The sequence below is a fragment of the Granulicatella elegans genome (assembly GCF_020735385.1).
Classification (GTDB): Bacteria; Bacillota; Bacilli; order Lactobacillales; family Aerococcaceae; genus Granulicatella; species Granulicatella elegans_B.
Genome location: NZ_CP085953.1, coordinates 478,745 through 496,417, shown reverse-complemented (window position 1 = coordinate 496,417; position 17,673 = coordinate 478,745). Strand labels below are relative to the sequence as shown.

Below are 17,673 nucleotides of genomic sequence, written 5' to 3'. Positions count from 1 at the left end.
CGATGTTAGAAAATCATCAAATAGAATTATTAAAAACATTGAGTAATCTTGTAGGTGTCTCAGGACATGAAGAGCAAATGTTACAATTTGTGTCAGAACAACTTCCTTTTTGTACGAAAGAACAAGATAAATTAGGCTCAGGATTATTTTCGTTAGGAGAGGGAGACTTTTCTATCATGTTTGCCACTCATATGGATGAAGTTGGATTTGTTGTTTCTTCGATTCATGATAGAGGATATATATCGATTCAACCTGTAGGGAATATGTGGGCGCATACGTTGTTACAACAATTAGTGACCATTACAACGAGTGATGGTCGAAAATGGACGGGAATTATTGGTGGACCTCAAACGCATGCGATTTCTCTAGAAGCTCGTAAAAAAGTTGTTGCAATGGAAGAGTTATTTGTCGATTTGGGTGTTGAGAATCGTGAGTCTATTCAAGAAATGGGCATTGAAGTAGGGGATGTTGTGAGTTTAGTGAGTACTTGCCAAACGATTGGTTTGAATCAGGAATATATGATTGGGAAAGCTCTCGATAATCGAGTGAGTGTTTCGTTAGGAATTTGGCTGATGCAAGCTTTAGAACATCAACATGTATCTAAAAGGGTGACATTAGCAACAACGATTCAAGAAGAAGTTGGGTTAAGAGGTGCACGTACGACAGCTTTCAAAGAAAAGCCTTTAGTTGCTTTTGCAGTTGATACAACATTAGCAGGCGATACTCCAGCCAATCAAAATCATACGAAATTAGGAAAAGGCGTCTCGCTTACTGCCATTGATAATATGACGGTGACGAATCGGGGATTGCTGATTTATTTGGAAAATCTTTGTAAGAAACATCAAATTCCTTATCAAATTGGTTGTTTTACAAAGGGTGGAACAGATGCGGGAAATATTTACAAATCTGAAACGGGAATTTTAGCGACAACTTTATCAATTCCAATTCGTTATATGCATACGCATCAAAGTATTGTGCATTTAGGAGATATTGAAGCAACTCTTCGACTAATGTGTGCGATTTGTGAAGATTTAACGATGGAAAAATACCATCAAATACTAGAACACAATTATCAATATGGAATGGAGGAGTGACTATGTGGGGAATGATTGCCACTTGGAGAATGGCACTAGAAGGAGTGCAAGAGGCTGTTTTAACATTAGAACAACAATCATCTTCGGGAGATGCGATTGAATTAGCGATTAAAGCAGTCGAAGATTTTCCCTATTATAAATCAGTCGGTTATGGAGGACTTCCTAATGAAGTGATGGAAGTGGAATTAGATGCAGCCTATATGGATGGAACTACTCTTGATTTTGGAGCGGTATGTGCTATTCAAGATGTGGCGAATCCCATTTCAGTGGCTCGTCAATTAAGTTTACAATCGGTGAATAATGTATTAGTTGGGATTGGAGCTCAAGCTTATGCACAAAAGCAGGGCTTTAAACGGAAAAATATGTTAACCAATCGCGCGAAAATTCATTATCATAATCGTGTCAAAGATTTACAAACAGAATCTTTAGCACCATATGCAGGTCATGATACCGTTGGAATGGTTAGCTTAGATACAACCGGGAAAATGGTTGCAGGAACTTCTACAAGCGGACTATTTATGAAAAAAAGAGGACGTGTAGGAGATTCTCCATTTATTGGTTCTGGTTTATATGTGGATAGCATGATTGGTGGAGCAACTGCCACAGGTTTAGGGGAAGATTTAATGAAGGGAATTATTTCCTATGAAATTGTTCGGTTCATGGAACAAGGAATGCATCCTCAACAAGCGTGTGAAACAGCAGTGAAGAATTTATCTAAAAAATTAATCCAACGAAGAGGAAGTGCTGGGGATTTATCCGTTGTAGCGATGAATCACAAAGGAGAATGGGGAGCTGCAACGAATATTGCTAATTTTTCTTTTGTAGTAGCAACTGAAAAAGAGCCCTTAACGGTTTACAGAGTATATCCACAAGAAGATGGCACAATGCTTCATGAAAAAGCCACTCAAGAATGGTTGGATGACTATTTAAGAGAACGAATGAAACCACTTGAGGTGAAATAAATGGGAATAAGAGAGGATTTAGTCAAAGCGTTGGAAGGCGTTCAACCTGAATTGCACAAAGCAATCGAGCGATTAGTCGCCATTGAAAGTGTTCGGGGAGAAACTTTGCCAGAAGCTCCTTATGGACAAGGTCCAAAACAAGCTTTATTGGAAGTATTAGCAATCGCTGAAGAATTAGGGTTTGAAACGAAAAACTTGGATCATCACATTGGCTATGCACAATATGGAGACCCTCGAGAAGATGGAGAGTATTATGGTATTTTTGGACATGTAGATGTCATGCCATTAGGAACAGGATGGGAAAGTCCTGCGTTAAAAGCAACGATGCGAGATGGGAAACTATTTGGACGTGGCGTATTGGATAATAAAGGACCGATTTTGTCGAATTTATTTGCCTTATATGTATTAAAGGAAAAGGGAGTTCAATTTGACCGTCCAATTCGAATTGTATTTGGAACAAATGAGGAAACGGGATTTGGTTGTGTGAAGTATTATTTGACAAAAGAACAGCCACCTACTTTTGGATGGACTCCAGACTGTAAATGGCCAGTTGTTTATGGAGAAAGAGGCCGATTGAAAGTTAGATTGAGCACTTCTTTAGAACAGATTTCAGCATTATATGATTTTATCAATCAGTACTTACTTCATACGACTCATCAAGGAGTAGAATTAGGAATCAACTATTCCGATGAAGATTTTGGAATGATGCAATTAAGAGGATATACAGTCGGAATAGAGGAAGAAAGACACTTTATTGAGTGGACGATGTGTTATCCAGCCTCTGTGACAAAAGAACAATTATTATCGGATATTCAAAAATATATTCCAGAAGGAAGCCATTTAGAAGAAATCAGTTCATGGAAGCCAGTGTTGTATGATAAAGATTCGATTTATGTGCAAACTTTACAAAAAGTGTATCAAGAAGTCGTTGATGGCAATGCAACACCTGTCACGACAACGGGTGGAACTTATGCGAAAATTATTCCAAATATTATTGCTTATGGACCAAGTTTTCCAGGGCAAAGAGATATTGCACATCTTCCAAATGAGTGGATAGGAATCGAAGATTTAAAAGTGAATACTATTATTTATGGATTAGCATTGTATAAATTAAGTTTCATAACAAAATAATGAGAAGGAGGGAAAGGATGACGATTTTAGAAATTTGTGCAGGAGGGATTGAGGACTGTATCAATGCTCAAACTGCAGGAGCCGATCGAATTGAATTAAATAGTGCGTTACATTTAGGAGGATTAAGTCCTTCATTAGCTGTTTTAACGCAGGCTGTTAAAAAAATCGATATTCCTATTATTTGTATGGTTCGACCAAGGGGAGCCGGTTTTTGTTATAACGAATTGGAAAAAGAAGTAATGTTTGAAGATGCGAAAATTTTCTTAGAAGCAGGAGCAAAAGGCTTAGCTTTTGGTTTCTTAACTCCAGAAAGGGACATGGATTGGGATGCGACAAAGAAAATGATAGAGCTATGTAAAGAATACGGTGCTGATAGCGTAGTTCACCGTGCCTTTGATTGTGTGAAAAATCCTGAAGAAACACTAGAAACATTAATCGAATTAGGATGCACTCGTATTTTAACAAGTGGGCAAGGAAAAAATATTATGTCTGGCTTGGAGAATTTAGCAAAATGGCAAAAACAATATGGAAAGCAAATCGAATTTTTAGGAGGATGTGGCGTTTCTCTTGCCAATCTAACAGAAATCCTAGAAAAAACAGGATTAGAACAACTTCATGGAAGTTTTAAATCTTGGGTAGTGGATCCAACGACAACGAATGGAGAAGTTTCTTATCGCTATTCTGATAGCGGAGATTATGATTTGTGTCATTTAGAAAGTATGAAAGAAGCAGTTACTATTTTAAAATAAAGGGGACTTTACAATGGGAAAACGAATTTTAAACTGTGTGGCAAGTGATTTTAGAAAATTTTCAGCAGAAGAATTAAAATTAGCCATTCAGGCAGGTGAGGGTAGAACGGTATGCTGTGAAATGGCGATTCATCATCGCCCTATTATTCCTGAATTAACACATGCGGAAATCGCCAGTGCATTTGGGGGAGACTTAATGCTTTTAAATGGATTTGATTGTTTAAATCCAAAATTATACGGAGTAGAAGGTAGCTCCAATCCAATTGAACGATTAAAAGAATTATGCGGACGTCCTATTGGTGCTAACTTAGAACCAGTCGATTTAGAAGCAGAAATGTTGGAGACTCGACTAGTCATTCCAGCGGGAAGAATTTGTTCAAAAGAAACATTGAAATCAGCAGAAGCATTAGGCTTAGACTTTATTTGCTTAACAGGAAATCCTGGTACAGGAGTAACGAATCAAGCAATTGCTCAAGCCATTCAAAAAGCGAAAAAATATTTTACAGGGGTCATTATTGCTGGAAAAATGCATGGTGCAGGCTCCAAAGAACCTGTAATGAATCGAGCAATTGCAAAGGAATTGATTGAAGCGGGAGCGGATATTTTATTGGTTCCAGCAGTAGGAACAGTTCCTGGATTCACAGAAGAAGCGCTCATTGATATTGTCCAGTTTGCACATGAACATGAAACACTTGTGTTATCTGCCATTGGAACTAGTCAAGAAGGTTCTTCTAAGGAAGTCATTGAACAAATAGCGATTCGCAATAAAATTTGTGGAGTTGATATTCAACATATTGGGGATGCTGGTTATGGCGGTTTAGCCGATGTAAATAACATCTTTGCTTTGTCTGTTGCGATTCGAGGTATGAGACATACCGTTGCAAGAATGGCAAGTTCGGTAGTTCGTTAAGAAAAAGAGAGAATAGAAAAACGAGCATTTCTCATTTAGGAGATGCTCGTTTTATGTTTGGTTTCGAAAGATTAAATTAAAATTCCTTGTAAATGATCTATCTCATGTTGAATGACTTGAGCAGTAAACTCTGTAAATGTCCCTGTATGAGGTTTCCCCATAGCATCTTGATAGCGAACTTCGATTTTTTGATAGCGAATAGTCCCCTTCATTCCTGTATGAGAGAGGCAACCTTCTTCTGTTTGATAGGGTTGAGATTTTTTAGTCATAACTGGATTTACCATCACGATATCAAATGGACCAGCAGCAACAATAATAATGGCTTTATGACTTCCAATCATATTCGCAGCCAAGCCGACACAACGGTCACGATTGGCACGTAAAGTATCTTGTAAGTCAATAATAACTTGTTTATCCGTAATAGGATTAGCAGGGGTTGCTTTTTGTGATAAGAAAAATGGGTCTTTAATAATTTCTTTTTTCATAGGTTCTCCTTTATTCTTGGCACATTCCAAGAAATATTTTCGTAATTTCTTCAGGGGATTCTACTCCCCCTTTTAAAATCCAGTGGAAAATAATCGCGCTATTGCTATAAATGAACACTTCTCTAGCATAGTCTTCTGGAATGGGTAGTTCTTGTTTTAAATTTTGCTTAATTGAGTCCATTTTTTCCATTAGTTCCATTAGAAACTTCCGAACGAGTTGGTTCGTATACGTGAAACGGCTCGTAGCGATTGCGTGTATAAATTCAAATTCTTCTTTTAAATATTCGAAAATTTGAACGACTGCCGGATAGGCTTCTTGTTTTTGAGTAATAGAATGATGATGCAAAATCGTTAAAATATGATGCAAAATTTCTTCTTCTAACTGATTCATCATATCGAATTTATCTACATAATGTAAATAAAAAGTTCCTCGATTCACGCCTGCAGTGCGAGAAATGTCACTAACTGTAATGGCTTCAAAATCCTTTGTTTGAAGAAGTTGAATTAAGGCTGTTTTTAAAATGTCTTTCGTTTGAGTTTGTCGTTTTTGAACTTCCATTGTTTCATCCTTCTTAAATCAACACACGGCTTGTAATTGCGCATTGAATTTTCTTTAGCGCTATTATATAGTAAATCTAAACAATAATCAACACGTTGTTTATTTAATAAGTAGAGGGAAAAGTGATGACATATATACAAGTAAAAAATAGTTTTAAACGATATCAAGTAGGAGAAACGGAAATAATTGCCAATCATGATGTGAATTTCGATATTGAAAAAGGTGAATTCGTTATAATTCTTGGAGCATCTGGAGCAGGAAAATCCACCGTCTTAAATATTTTAGGGGGAATGGATACAAATGATGAGGGCGAAGTATGGATTGATGGTGTCAATATTTCAAACTTTGATGAAACGCAATTAACGTATTATCGTAGGGATGATGTAGGATTTGTTTTTCAATTTTATAATTTAGTGCCAAATTTAACAGCAAAAGAAAATGTAGAATTAGCCGCTGAAATTGTGAAGGATGCTTGGGACGCAGAAGAAGCATTGAAAGCTGTAGGATTAGGGCATCGCCTTCATAATTTTCCTGCACAATTATCGGGTGGAGAACAACAAAGGGTATCGATTGCTAGAGCAATTGCGAAAAAGCCGAAGATTTTACTCTGTGATGAGCCTACAGGGGCATTAGATTATCAAACAGGCAAGCAAGTATTGAAGATTTTACAAGAAATGTCAAGAGATTATGGAGCGACCGTTATTATCGTCACGCATAATACGGCACTAGCACCATTAGCGAATCGTGTGATTCATATGCATGATGCTAGGGTGAAAAGTATTGTACTGAATGAATCTCCGCAAGCGATTGAGGAATTGGAATATTGAAAGGAGAAGAATCGTGAAGAAAAAAATATTGAATAAAGCGATTCTTTCTTCATTGAAGGAATCGAAGGGAAGATTTTTATCCATCTTATGTTTAATGATGCTTGGTTCATTTGCATTAGTGGGATTAAAAGTTTCGGGTCCGGATATTCAAGAGACGGTTCATCAATATTTGGAGAAGTATCATACAGCGGATATTTTTGTATTGGCGGATTATGGACTAAGTCCAAAAGATCAAGAAGAATTACAAGAAGAAAATGCCGAAGTTGAATTTGGATATTTTGTGGATACGGTAATAGCGGACAGCCCGCAAGCGATTCGAGTATTTTCGAAGACTGCTCAGCAATCGGAAGTGGAATTAGTGAGGGGATCTTATCCTAGTAATCTTGATGAGGTGGTATTAGATGAACAGTTGTCGAAAAATTATCAAATTGGGGATTCTGTCCGTTTAAATGAAGTAAAGGCACCGTCATTATTAAAACAACACGAGTTTAAAATTGTGGGATTTGCTCATTCGAGTGAAATTTTATCGAAAAATAGTAAAGGTGTCTCGACTGCAGGCAGTGGTGACTTATCAGGATTTGCCATTGTTCCACAAGAAAGTTTTGATAGTTCTGTTTATACGATTGCTCGTTTACGGTATCCAAATTTACGCAGTTTGAAAACATTTAGTAGGGAATACTTAGATGAAGTTGTTGGGATTCAACAATCTATCGAAGAAACATTATCCGATAATGGAACCGTAAGGCTGAATGATTTAAAAGAGGAAGCAGATGGAAAAATCCAAGATGGAGAAGAACAAATTTCTCAAGCTAAAAATCAATTAGAAGAGGGAAAAACGAAGCTAGAAGATGGGAAACAACAATTAGCTAATCAAGAAGATAAATTAGTTCAAAGTCAAAAAGAACTCGCACAAAATCAGGACTCGCTAAATAGAGGAAATCAAGAAATTCAACAAGCAAAACAAAACTTACAAAGTCAGTTTGAATTACTTGAAGCTAATCGAGTACAGTTAGAAAGTTCTAAACAGATGTTAGATCAACAAAATAGTGTCTTACAAGAAGGAAGAAAGAAAGTAGCGGAAGCAGAGCAACAATTAGAAGCTCAAAAAGAAAAAGGACTTCCTCAAACATCATTATCTGCTATGCAAGAAAAAATCCTTCAACAAAAACAAGAATTAGAAGCTGGGATTACCGCTTATGAACAAGGCATGAAGCAATATGAGAGCGGATGGTCTAGTTATCAAGAGGGCTTGAAACAATACCAAGAGGGATTAGCAACCGTTCAGGCTAAGCAAAATACGCTAGATGCTGGGCAAAGAGTATTAGCAGAAGGCAAAAGAAAAGTCTCAGTTGGTGAAGAAGCTTTATCAAAGGCAAAACAAGAAATCCAAGAAAAACAAGAACAATATACAGATGAAAAAGAAAAAGCTCAAGAAAAAATTAGTCAAGCTGAGACGGATTTAGAAGATGCAAAAGTCAAATCGGCTAAACTAACGAACCCTCGATATTCTGTTTATACGCGCTCGACTATGCTAGGAAGTGAAGGCTATTTAAATATGAAGTCTACCGCAGATGGAATTATTTCTGTAGCGAATTTATTTCCAGTTGTGTTATATGCTGTAGCAGCCCTTGTAACAGTGACAACGATGACTCGTTTTGTGAATGAAGAACGAATGAATGCCGGCATTTTAAAAGCGCTAGGTTATAGTACATTTGATGTGATGAAAAAATTTGCCTTTTATGGATTTAGTGCGGGGATAATTGGAACAATCCTAGGAATTGGATTAGGGACTTACTTTTTACCAAGTATATTAGGCGTTACTTTATTAAAAGAAACGATTCTTCCTTCGATTTCGCTATTGTTTAATTTGCGAATTACGATTATAGCCTTACTCTGTTCAATTGGGTGTAGTGTGATTCCACCTGTATGGATTGCGTATCGAGAATTAAAAGAAAGTTCGGCAAGTTTATTATTGCCAAAAGCTCCGAGTGTGGGTTCTAAAATTTTGTTGGAGTATATACCGTTTATTTGGAAGAGATTTAGTTTCACTCAAAAAGTAACGGCACGAAATATTTTCCGCTATAAACAACGAATGTTGATGACGATATTTGGAGTAGCGGGTTCGGTCGCCTTATTATTTGCTGGAAGAGGAATTTTATCTTCCTTATCAGGCATTGCTCAACGTCAATTTGGGGAAATTATTACGTATGATGCCATTATCATCAAAGAAGCTGTGATGACAGGAAAAGAACAAGAAGCCTTGAACCAATTATTAGCAACAAAAGAAATCGAGCATTATAGTGATGTACATAGTGAAACGATTGCCACTAAAATTGCTGGCGTACATGAAGAACAATCAGTGACAGTATTAGTAGGGGAAGAGGCAGAGCTAAGTCGTTATTTACAGTTGTATGATGCGAAAACGAAGCAAGTAAAGACACTTTCAAATGATGGAGTGTTTTTATCGGAAAAATTAGCGCAGTTATTGAATGTTCACGAAGGGGAAACGGTTCGTTTGCCGATTAAAGATGGCGTTACAAGAGACATAGTTGTGTCAGGCATTGTTGAAATGTATGCGGGACATTTTATGGTCATGTCGCCAACGGTTTATGAAACACTGGCACAAGAAACACCGGCAAAAAACGCAACTTTTGTTAGCTTTAAAGAAAAAGATGCGGATAGTGTTCGTAAGATGTCTGCTCAATTATTAGCCCAAGATGGAGTAAAAGCAGTTGTACAAAATACTTCTATGATTCATCGAATTGAAACGATTGTTGGTTCATTGAGTCGAGTGATGATTTTATTAACAATTGTGTCGGTTCTGTTAGCTATTGTTATTTTATATAATTTAACAATGATTAATGTGGCAGAACGGATTCGAGAATTGTCGACCATTAAGGTGTTAGGCTTTTTGAATCGAGAGGTGACATTGTACATTTATCGTGAAACGATGGTTCTTTCTTTGATTGGAATAGGAGTGGGGCTATTGTTGGGGAAAGTATTGCACCGTGTGATTATTGAAGCGGCGGCGCCTGCGTTTGTGCGGTTCAATCCGCAAGTTGGGTTGGATGTTTATATTTGGCCGTGCATTTTTATCGTTTTGATTTTAGTAGTGCTAGGAATATTAGTGAACCATATGTTGAAAAAGGTGGATATGTTAGAAGCATTGAAGTCTGTTGATTAATACGAAAAAATAAAGCAGAAAAAGATTACGTTTTGGTAGCTAAGGACGCCAGCAGCTTCGCTTTGCGAATCTCATGGCTAAAAAGCTCCATCTTTTTCTGCTTTATTTATGTATTTACGTTGAATTACTTTTCTTGCGTTTGCAATGAATTCTACTATAAGCATAGCTAGTATTATGTTTTGTTCTTAATATTTTAACTCTTGCATGAAAAGAGTAACAGGTATACAAAAAATAAAAACAGAAAAAATCGGAGCATGTAGCTTTAGTACTATAAGCCACGGAGGCTTATAGTACGGGAAAAATCGAGACCAAGGCTCGATTTTTAGCTAAGAGACTCGCAAAGCGAGGCTACTAGCGTCCCTAGCTACTATAGCGCAGATTTTTTCTGTTTTTATTTTTGTCTAATTGTCTAGTAATCGTTCAAATCTTCCACTTCAGCAATTGAGAAGTCTTTTTTCTCTAGAGCTGCAATAATTTGATTCAATGTTTCGTTTGAAACTCCTTCTGGAAGCGTAATTAACAAACGACGAAGTGTACGATCTTTCTCTGTATCTAATGTCATAACATTGGCAATTGAAGCATATTGATTAATAATCTTAGAAATTTGAGCTAATGATCCCTTTTCACCAGCAGAAATAATCGTTAAAACATAAGAACCGTTATTCACACTCCAAGACTCTTGAAGCATATTTAATAAACTACTATGCGTTAAAATGCCATAAAAACGTTGCGAATCATCTAATACAGCAATATAAGGTAATTCCTTAATCGTAAAGAATACTTTGAAGAACGAACTCGTAATATTGATAAATTTCGTAGTATTTTTAATTAGATGAGTAACTGGTAAACTCATATCGCCCCCGTTTGCTTTATGACGATAAATGTGCATTTTATAAATATTTCCACGGAAGAAAGTTTCTGTTTCATCTAAAACTGGAACGCAACGATATCCAGAGTTTTCTAAAATAACAATGGCTTCTTCAAGAGTACAAGATTCTTTAACAACCGTTAAACTCTTTTTAGGAATAACAAGTGATTTTAATAGCATAGACATGCCCCTTTCTTGAAATTAATTTTCGTGTTTTGTAAAATATAGACACGTTTTCATTATTGATAATACCACTTTTTGATTAAAAAGTAACGAGAAATTTATTAAAATAGGGGGCAAAAATCTCTATATAATGGACATATCTTGCATTTTTACACAAAAGTGAGTATGATATTTGTATATTTTTAAAAATTTAACAAAGTAAAGGGGATAACTGAATGATGACAGCAGATTCTGATGGGAGTTCGCTGGGAATCCAGATTTTAATTATTGTACTATTAACTGCCATCAATGCATTTTTTGCAGCGGCTGAGATTGCTTTTGTATCGGTCAATCAAGGAAAGATGAGTCAAAAAGCGAGTGAAGGAGATAAAAAGGCACAACGAGTGATGCGTTTGTTAGAAAGTTCGGATGAATTTTTAGCAACGATTCAAGTTGCGATTACTTTAGCAGGATTCTTCTCAAGTGCTTCTGCAGCAACAAGTTTTGCTTCTCGTATTCAACCGTTATTGGAGAATGTACCGGGTGCAGAAACGCTAGCAATACTAATTGTGACCGTAATCTTATCTTATTTAACATTGGTGTTTGGGGAATTATATCCAAAACAAGTTGCCTTACAATTAGCAGAGCCGATTACCTTACATACGGCAGGAATTATTTTATTTGTCCAAAAGATATCTAAACCATTTGTATGGATTTTAACTGTTTCAACTGGTTTATTAAAACGAATGACGCCGATTGAATTTAATAATGAACAAGAAAAATTAACGCGTAGTGAAATGAAATCTCTTCTAGCGAATAGTCGCAATGATGGAGCGATTGATAAAGAAGAATTTACAATGCTTCAAGGAGTCTTATCTCTTGATTCAAAACTAGCTAGAGAAGTGATGGTACCAAGAACGGACACATTAATGCTTGATGTGGAAGATGATTTAGCAGAAAATATCGAAATCATTTTAAGTAGTTCTTATTCACGTTTTCCAATTTATGAAGAAGATAAAGACAATGTCATTGGAGTTTTACATTCTAAAGACGTTTTAAGAGCAGCAAAAGAACAAGGATTTGATCAAATTCAATTAATGGATTTAGCGCATCAGCCATTATTTGTACCTTCAACGATTTTCGTAGATGATTTATTAGTCGAATTTAGAAAAACACGTCAACATATGGCGATTTTAAAAGATGAATATGGTGGAGTCGAGGGCGTCGTGACATTGGAAGACTTAATTGAAGAAATTGTCGGAGAAATTGAAGATGAGTATGATGTGGAAGAAATGAGTTATCGTGAAATTGATGAGAAGAATTTCTTAATTGATGCGGGAATGACATTGGAAAAATTCAATCAAACGTTCCAAACAACGATTGATTCAGATGAAGTGGATACAATGGCGGGAATTATTTTAGAAGAATTAGGATATTTCCCAGAAGATGATGAAGTGGTGGAAGTTCGTCAAGAAAATGTTCTATTAAAACCAACTTTAGTAGAAAATGGAAGAATTCGTCGTATTCATGTACACTTACTAACTCCAGAAGAAGTAGAAGCGTACGAACAAGAAGAAAACGAAGAAGAAACAGAAGAATAATGATAGTAACTATCGGGTCAATGGGCTCGATAGTTTTTTGTGTTTATAGAGGCTAATCTCGCCAAAGTTTATTTATCTATGCCAAAATGTCAAAAATGGCGTAGATAAATCATATCATATAAAAATACATTTTCTTCCTCTCAAAAGCAGTGAAAAAGAAGTGTTTTTGATTTAAGTACAAATGTATCTGATATGTGGATTTTTATTGACAAAATAAGGTTCGTTTGTGTATGATTGTCGCTATATGAAGAGAATAGGGGAAATGAGATGAAACAAGTATTAATTTTTTGGAATCAATTAAGTTTGATTAACCGAATTGTCATTGGTATGATTATCGGTATTTTATTAGGAATTTTTGTTCCTCAAGCAGTAGCAGTAGGAACTATCGGAACAGTATTTGTAAGTGCGTTAAAAGCAATCGCACCATTATTAGTATTCTTTATTGTTTTAAGCGCGTTAGCGCAACATAAAGAAGGACACGAAACAAATATGAAATCAATTGTGATTATATATTTATTAGGAAGTTTTGCAGCAGCATTAGTTGGAGTTATCGCTAGCTTTGCGTATCCAATTACATTAACATTAACGGACACTGTATCAGAAATTGCAGCACCAGAAGGAATTGCTTCTGTATTACAAACCTTAATTTTAAAAATCGTAGATAATCCAGTGAATGCTTTAATGAGCGGAAACTATATTGGTATTTTATCATGGGCAGTTGTATTTGGACTTGCATTCCGTAAAGCTGATGAAGCAACGAAATCATTTTTACATCAAATTGCAGAAGCAACAAGTCATGTTGTTAAAGTAGTCATTAGTTTTGCACCATTTGGGATTATGGGCTTAGTTTATACAACTGTTTCAGAAAATGGAGTAGAGGCATTTGCGAATTATGGTGAGCTAATTTTAGTGCTACTTGGAAGTATGTTCTTTGTAGCTTTAATTATGAATCCAATTATTGTATTCTTTATGATTAAAGAAAACCCATATCCATTAGTATTCCGTTGCTTGAAAGATAGTGGAATTACAGCATTCTTCACTCGTAGTTCAGCAGCGAATATTCCAGTAAACATGGAGTTATGTAGAGATTTAGGATTAGATGAAGATAGCTATTCAGTATCAATTCCTTTAGGGGCAACCATTAATATGGCGGGTGCAGCAATTACAATTACAGTATTATCATTAGCTGCTGTAAATACTTTAGGAATTCAAGTAGACTTCTTAACAGCGTTAGTGCTAAGTGTATTATCAACAGTAGCAGCATGTGGTGCTTCTGGTGTAACTGGTGGATCATTATTATTAATTCCTGTTGCATGTAGTTTATTCGGAATTTCAAATGATATTGCGATGCAAGTTGTTGGAGTTGGATTTATTATTGGGGTATTACAAGATTCTTGTGAAACTGCCTTAAATTCATCAACAGACGTTTTATTCACAGCAGCAGCAGAATTCCGTCAATGGAAAAAAGAAGGGCGAGTAATTAACATTAGTCCTGAATTAGCAGAATAACATTTCTATGGAAGACTTTTTGGTCTTCCTTTTTCTTTTGACTTTTTTTCAAAAAGAGGTATAATCAATTTATAAAGTTTACAAATGTAAATTTAAGAAAGGCGGTTTTTTAATGATAAAAGAATTTAAAGTAGAAGGATTAAAATGTTCAGGTTGTGCGAAAGCTGTTGAAAATGCAGCGAGTGCTGTTGAAGGTGTTGAAAAAGCAAGTATTGATTTCGAAGCTAAAAAACTAACTGTACAATTTCTACAAGCTAAAGTGGATGAAAAAAGAATTATTGAAGCTGTATCAAAAGCAGGATATCAAGCTGAGATAGTATAGTGGTAAGAAGGTGTTGTTAGTAATGAAGAAAGAAGAATTTGCACTAGAAGGATTGCATTGTGCGGGATGTGCAAGTACGATTGAAAAGGTTGTTCAAGATCTTCCAGGAGTTAAGGAAGCAAATGTGAATTTAGCGACCGAAAAAATGATGGTGCAATTCAATTCAAAGGAAGCAGATGTAAAAAAAATTATTGAAACTGTTTCTCTAGCTGGATATCAGGCTATTTTAATCAAAGATGAAGATGATATGTTAAAAAAAACAGCCATAAAAAAAGAAAAACAATTACAGTCGCTGAAAGTAAGAGCGTGGGTATCAGGTGTGTTTGCCATTGTATTACTTTATATTGCGATGGGAGAAATGATTGGATTTCCTCTTCCACAAATCATACAGTCAATGGAGCATCCAATTGTATTTTCTGTAACACAATTCATTTTAGTAACTCCTATTTTATGGGTGGGTCGTAGTTATTTTGTGAATGGATTTAAAGCATTGATTAGAAAGCATCCGAATATGGATTCATTAGTCGCAATGGGAACGAGTGCTGCGATTTTATATAGTGTATGGAATACGATTCGTATTTTAGCTGGAGAGTATCATTATGTGATGCATCTCTATGTAGAATCTGCAGCAGTGATTTTAGCGTTTATTACAGTAGGAAAATATTTTGAAACTGTAACAAAAGGAAGAACTTCTCAGGCCATTCAATCGTTAGTTGCTTTATCTCCAAAAGTGGCAACAGTGATTCGTGATGGAAAAGAAGTAGAAGTTCCTGTAGAGGAATTACAAGTTGGAGAAGTAGTTTTCGTTCGACCAGGAGAAAAAATTCCTGTTGATGGTATCATTCTATCTGGAGAAAGCTTTGTTGATGAGTCCATGATTACAGGCGAAAGTATACCAGTCTTCAAAAAAGAAGGAAGTAAAGTGGTTGGAGCTACGTTGAATACAACTGGTTCATTCCAAGTAGAAGTGAGCCAAGTTGGGAAAGATACGACCTTATCTCAAATTATCCGTTTAGTAGAAGAAGCGCAAGGATCTAAAGCTCCAATTGCTGCTATTGCAGACCGTGTAGCCGGAATTTTTGTTCCAATCGTAATGGGATTGTCTCTATTAGCAGGTCTATATTGGGGATTGATTGGTGGCGAATCGTTTGAATTTGTCGTAACCGTGATGATTTCTGTGTTAGTGATTGCTTGCCCATGTGCCTTAGGATTAGCGACTCCAACTGCCATTATGGTAGGAACAGGATTCGGTGCTAAAAGAGGAATTTTAATTAAAAGTAGTGCAGCTTTAGAAGAAGCGGGACATGTAGGAGTTGTTTTACTCGATAAAACAGGAACGATTACAAACGGTAAACCTAAAGTTGTTGATATTCAAGTATTCGATGATTATTCAAAAGAAGAAGTACTAAAAATAGCAGCATCGATTGAAAAACATTCTGAACATCCATTAGGAAAAGCCATCGTGGAAGAAGCTGAAAAACAAGAATGTGATATTTTATCAATTGAACGATTCCAATCTATTTCTGGCATGGGAATTCAAGGAATTGTAGATGGAAAAGAAGTGCTATTAGGAAATCATTTATTATTACAAAATCAAGGAATTGTGGTAGATGAATGTAATGCTGTGATTGATATAGTCGCTTCTCGGGGACAAACAGCGATGTTCGTAGTCATTCAAAAACAAGTAGCCGGAATTATTGTAGTTGCGGATACGATTAAAGCAACGAGTAAAGAAGCAATCCAACAAATGAAAGCGTTAGGACTTCAAGTTAGAATGGTCACAGGAGATCATGAAAAAACAGCAAAAGCGATTGCGAATGAAGTAGGAATTGAGACGGTATATAGCCAAGTATTACCGAATGAAAAAGCAAGTGTTGTCCAACAATTATTAGACGAAGGTTATCAAGTAGCCATGGTAGGAGATGGCATTAATGATGCACCTGCGCTTGCCAAAGCAACAGTCGGAATTGCGATTGGATCTGGAGTAGATGTTGCCATTGAAACTGCCGATATGGTGATGATGCAAGATGATTTAAGATTAGTGCCGAAAACGATTCAATTAAGTAAAATGACAATGATGACGATTAAAGAAAACTTATTCTGGGCATTTATTTATAATGTGATTGGAATTCCAGTAGCAATGGGCGTCTTACATTTCTTTGGAGGCCCATTATTAAGTCCGATGATTGCAGGCGCTGCGATGAGTTTTAGTTCCGTATCAGTGGTGCTAAACGCGTTACGATTGAATCATAAATTGTTAAAATTGGAAAAGTAAATAGAACACGAGAAAAAAGTCTGTCGCAGGAGAACATCTCCTAGGACAGACTTTTGTTTTATTTTGAAAAAATCAATAATGCTTAGTCTTCTAAGTTTACGTTGTGGTAAACTTTTTGAACGTCTTCATTATCTTCTAAAGCGTTAATCATACGTTCAAATAAACGTAAATCATCGCCTGTTAATGTTACTTCTGATTGAGGAATCATTTCGATTTCAGATACTGTGAATTCAGAAATGCCTAATCCTTCTAATGCTGTACGAACTGTGTTGAAGTCGTTTGGTTCCGCATAAACAATTGCTTGGTTGTCTTCTTGTACAACGTCACGAACGTCTACTTCTGCTTCCATTAATTGTTCTAATAATTCGTCTGCATCTTTGTTTGCGATACCGAAGATTGCTGTATGGTCGAATAAATAAGTTACAGAACCTGGTGCACCCATGTTTCCACCGTTTTTGCTATAAGCAGCACGAACGTCTGCAGCAGTACGGTTTACGTTATTTGTTAGTGCGTCTACGATAATCATAGAGCCGTTAGGACCGAATCCTTCATAACGTAATTCTTGGTAATCACCATCGCCGCCACCTTTAGCTTTTTCAATTGCACGTTCGATAATATGACGAGGTACATTATACGTTTTCGCACGGTCAATTACGAATTTTAACTTTTGGTTAGAATGTGGATCTGGTTCACCTTGTTTTGCTGCTACATAGATCTCAATTCCGAATTTTGCATAAATTTTACTGTTGTTAGCATCGAGTTTAGTTTTCTTTTCTACGATGTTAGCCCATTTACGTCCCATTTTCTCACTCACTTTCTAAAATATCTATAAGACATTCTTCATTATACAGATGGAAGCTAGGTTTGTTAAGTATTTTCTATTCAGAAATGCATTTTACAAGAAATTTTTCTGAAAATGTTACACTATAAGGAAGGTGAGTATATGAAAACTATTCAAGTAATCTATTTAGGAAGCGAAACTTGTGGGGGGTGTCATGCATTATAGCCACGAGTAGAAGAAGTCGCAGAACAAGA

The 17,673-nt window shown here is 36.1% G+C and carries 13 protein-coding genes and 1 pseudogene; 10 read left to right on the top strand and 4 right to left on the bottom strand.

The genetic code is table 11. From position 1 onward, the window contains the following. The first annotated feature begins 2 nt into the window (after window positions 1–2). The 5 genes from LK443_RS02505 to LK443_RS02485 are packed head-to-tail and all read left to right on the top strand — an operon-like array spanning window position 3 to window position 4,846. Window positions 3–1,094 carry a M42 family metallopeptidase gene (locus LK443_RS02505; protein WP_227931985.1) on the top strand — a complete coding sequence of 364 codons (1,092 nt, stop codon included), beginning with the start codon at window positions 3–5 and terminating at the stop codon, window positions 1,092–1,094. Between the two features lie 2 nt (window positions 1,095–1,096). Then, on the top strand, window positions 1,097–2,056 hold the full coding sequence (locus LK443_RS02500; protein WP_227931984.1) for a N(4)-(beta-N-acetylglucosaminyl)-L-asparaginase: 960 nt from the start codon (window positions 1,097–1,099) through the stop codon (window positions 2,054–2,056). Next, a complete protein-coding gene (locus LK443_RS02495; protein ID WP_227931983.1) occupies window positions 2,057–3,187 on the top strand; it encodes a Sapep family Mn(2+)-dependent dipeptidase in 1,131 nt (376 codons plus the stop codon). A 17-nt stretch (window positions 3,188–3,204) separates the two neighbouring features. Next, window positions 3,205–3,936 carry a copper homeostasis protein CutC gene (locus tag LK443_RS02490; protein ID WP_227931982.1) on the top strand — a complete coding sequence of 244 codons (732 nt, stop codon included), beginning with the start codon at window positions 3,205–3,207 and terminating at the stop codon, window positions 3,934–3,936. 13 nt (window positions 3,937–3,949) lie between these two features. Next, a complete protein-coding gene (locus LK443_RS02485) occupies window positions 3,950–4,846 on the top strand; it encodes a haloacid dehalogenase-like hydrolase (RefSeq protein WP_227931981.1) in 897 nt (298 codons plus the stop codon). A 71-nt stretch (window positions 4,847–4,917) separates the two neighbouring features. Here LK443_RS02485 and LK443_RS02480 read toward each other — a convergent pair whose 3' ends face one another. Further along, entirely contained in the window at window positions 4,918–5,331 is a 414-nt protein-coding gene (locus LK443_RS02480) for a peptide deformylase (protein ID WP_227931980.1), read from the bottom strand. 10 nt (window positions 5,332–5,341) lie between these two features. Further along, window positions 5,342–5,890: a TetR/AcrR family transcriptional regulator gene (locus LK443_RS02475; protein ID WP_227931979.1), complete on the bottom strand. Its 549-nt coding sequence runs from the start codon at window positions 5,888–5,890 to the stop codon at window positions 5,342–5,344. A gap of 125 nt (window positions 5,891–6,015) precedes the next feature. Between LK443_RS02475 and LK443_RS02470 the strand changes: the two genes are divergently transcribed. Both LK443_RS02470 and LK443_RS02465 read left to right on the top strand, forming a co-directional pair. Continuing rightward, a complete protein-coding gene (locus tag LK443_RS02470) occupies window positions 6,016–6,717 on the top strand; it encodes an ABC transporter ATP-binding protein (RefSeq protein WP_227931978.1) in 702 nt (233 codons plus the stop codon). Between the two features lie 13 nt (window positions 6,718–6,730). After that, entirely contained in the window at window positions 6,731–9,901 is a 3,171-nt protein-coding gene (locus tag LK443_RS02465) for an FtsX-like permease family protein (protein WP_227931977.1), read from the top strand. Between the two features lie 409 nt (window positions 9,902–10,310). Here LK443_RS02465 and cbpA read toward each other — a convergent pair whose 3' ends face one another. After that, complete coding sequence (cbpA, locus tag LK443_RS02460; protein WP_227931976.1) at window positions 10,311–10,949, bottom strand: cyclic di-AMP binding protein CbpA; 639 nt, start codon at window positions 10,947–10,949, stop codon at window positions 10,311–10,313. A 218-nt stretch (window positions 10,950–11,167) separates the two neighbouring features. On the opposite strand from cbpA, the gene LK443_RS02455 reads away from it, so the two are divergent. The 3 genes and pseudogenes from LK443_RS02455 (at window position 11,168) to LK443_RS02440 (ending at window position 16,638) form a co-directional block, all read left to right on the top strand. Further along, complete coding sequence (locus tag LK443_RS02455; protein WP_227931975.1) at window positions 11,168–12,532, top strand: hemolysin family protein; 1,365 nt, start codon at window positions 11,168–11,170, stop codon at window positions 12,530–12,532. Between the two features lie 267 nt (window positions 12,533–12,799). After that, the gene (gene sstT, locus LK443_RS02450; protein WP_227931974.1) at window positions 12,800–14,041 is read left to right on the top strand and encodes a serine/threonine transporter SstT; all 1,242 of its coding nucleotides are present in this window, start codon (window positions 12,800–12,802) and stop codon (window positions 14,039–14,041) included. 112 nt (window positions 14,042–14,153) lie between these two features. Beyond that, a pseudogene (locus LK443_RS02440) lies at window positions 14,154–16,638 on the top strand (heavy metal translocating P-type ATPase). An 82-nt stretch (window positions 16,639–16,720) separates the two neighbouring features. Here the strand turns inward: LK443_RS02440 and LK443_RS02435 are convergent. After that, window positions 16,721–17,440, bottom strand: a complete 720-nt coding sequence (locus tag LK443_RS02435; protein WP_227931971.1) for a YebC/PmpR family DNA-binding transcriptional regulator — start codon at window positions 17,438–17,440, stop codon at window positions 16,721–16,723. Window positions 17,441–17,673: the final 233 nt, after the last annotated feature.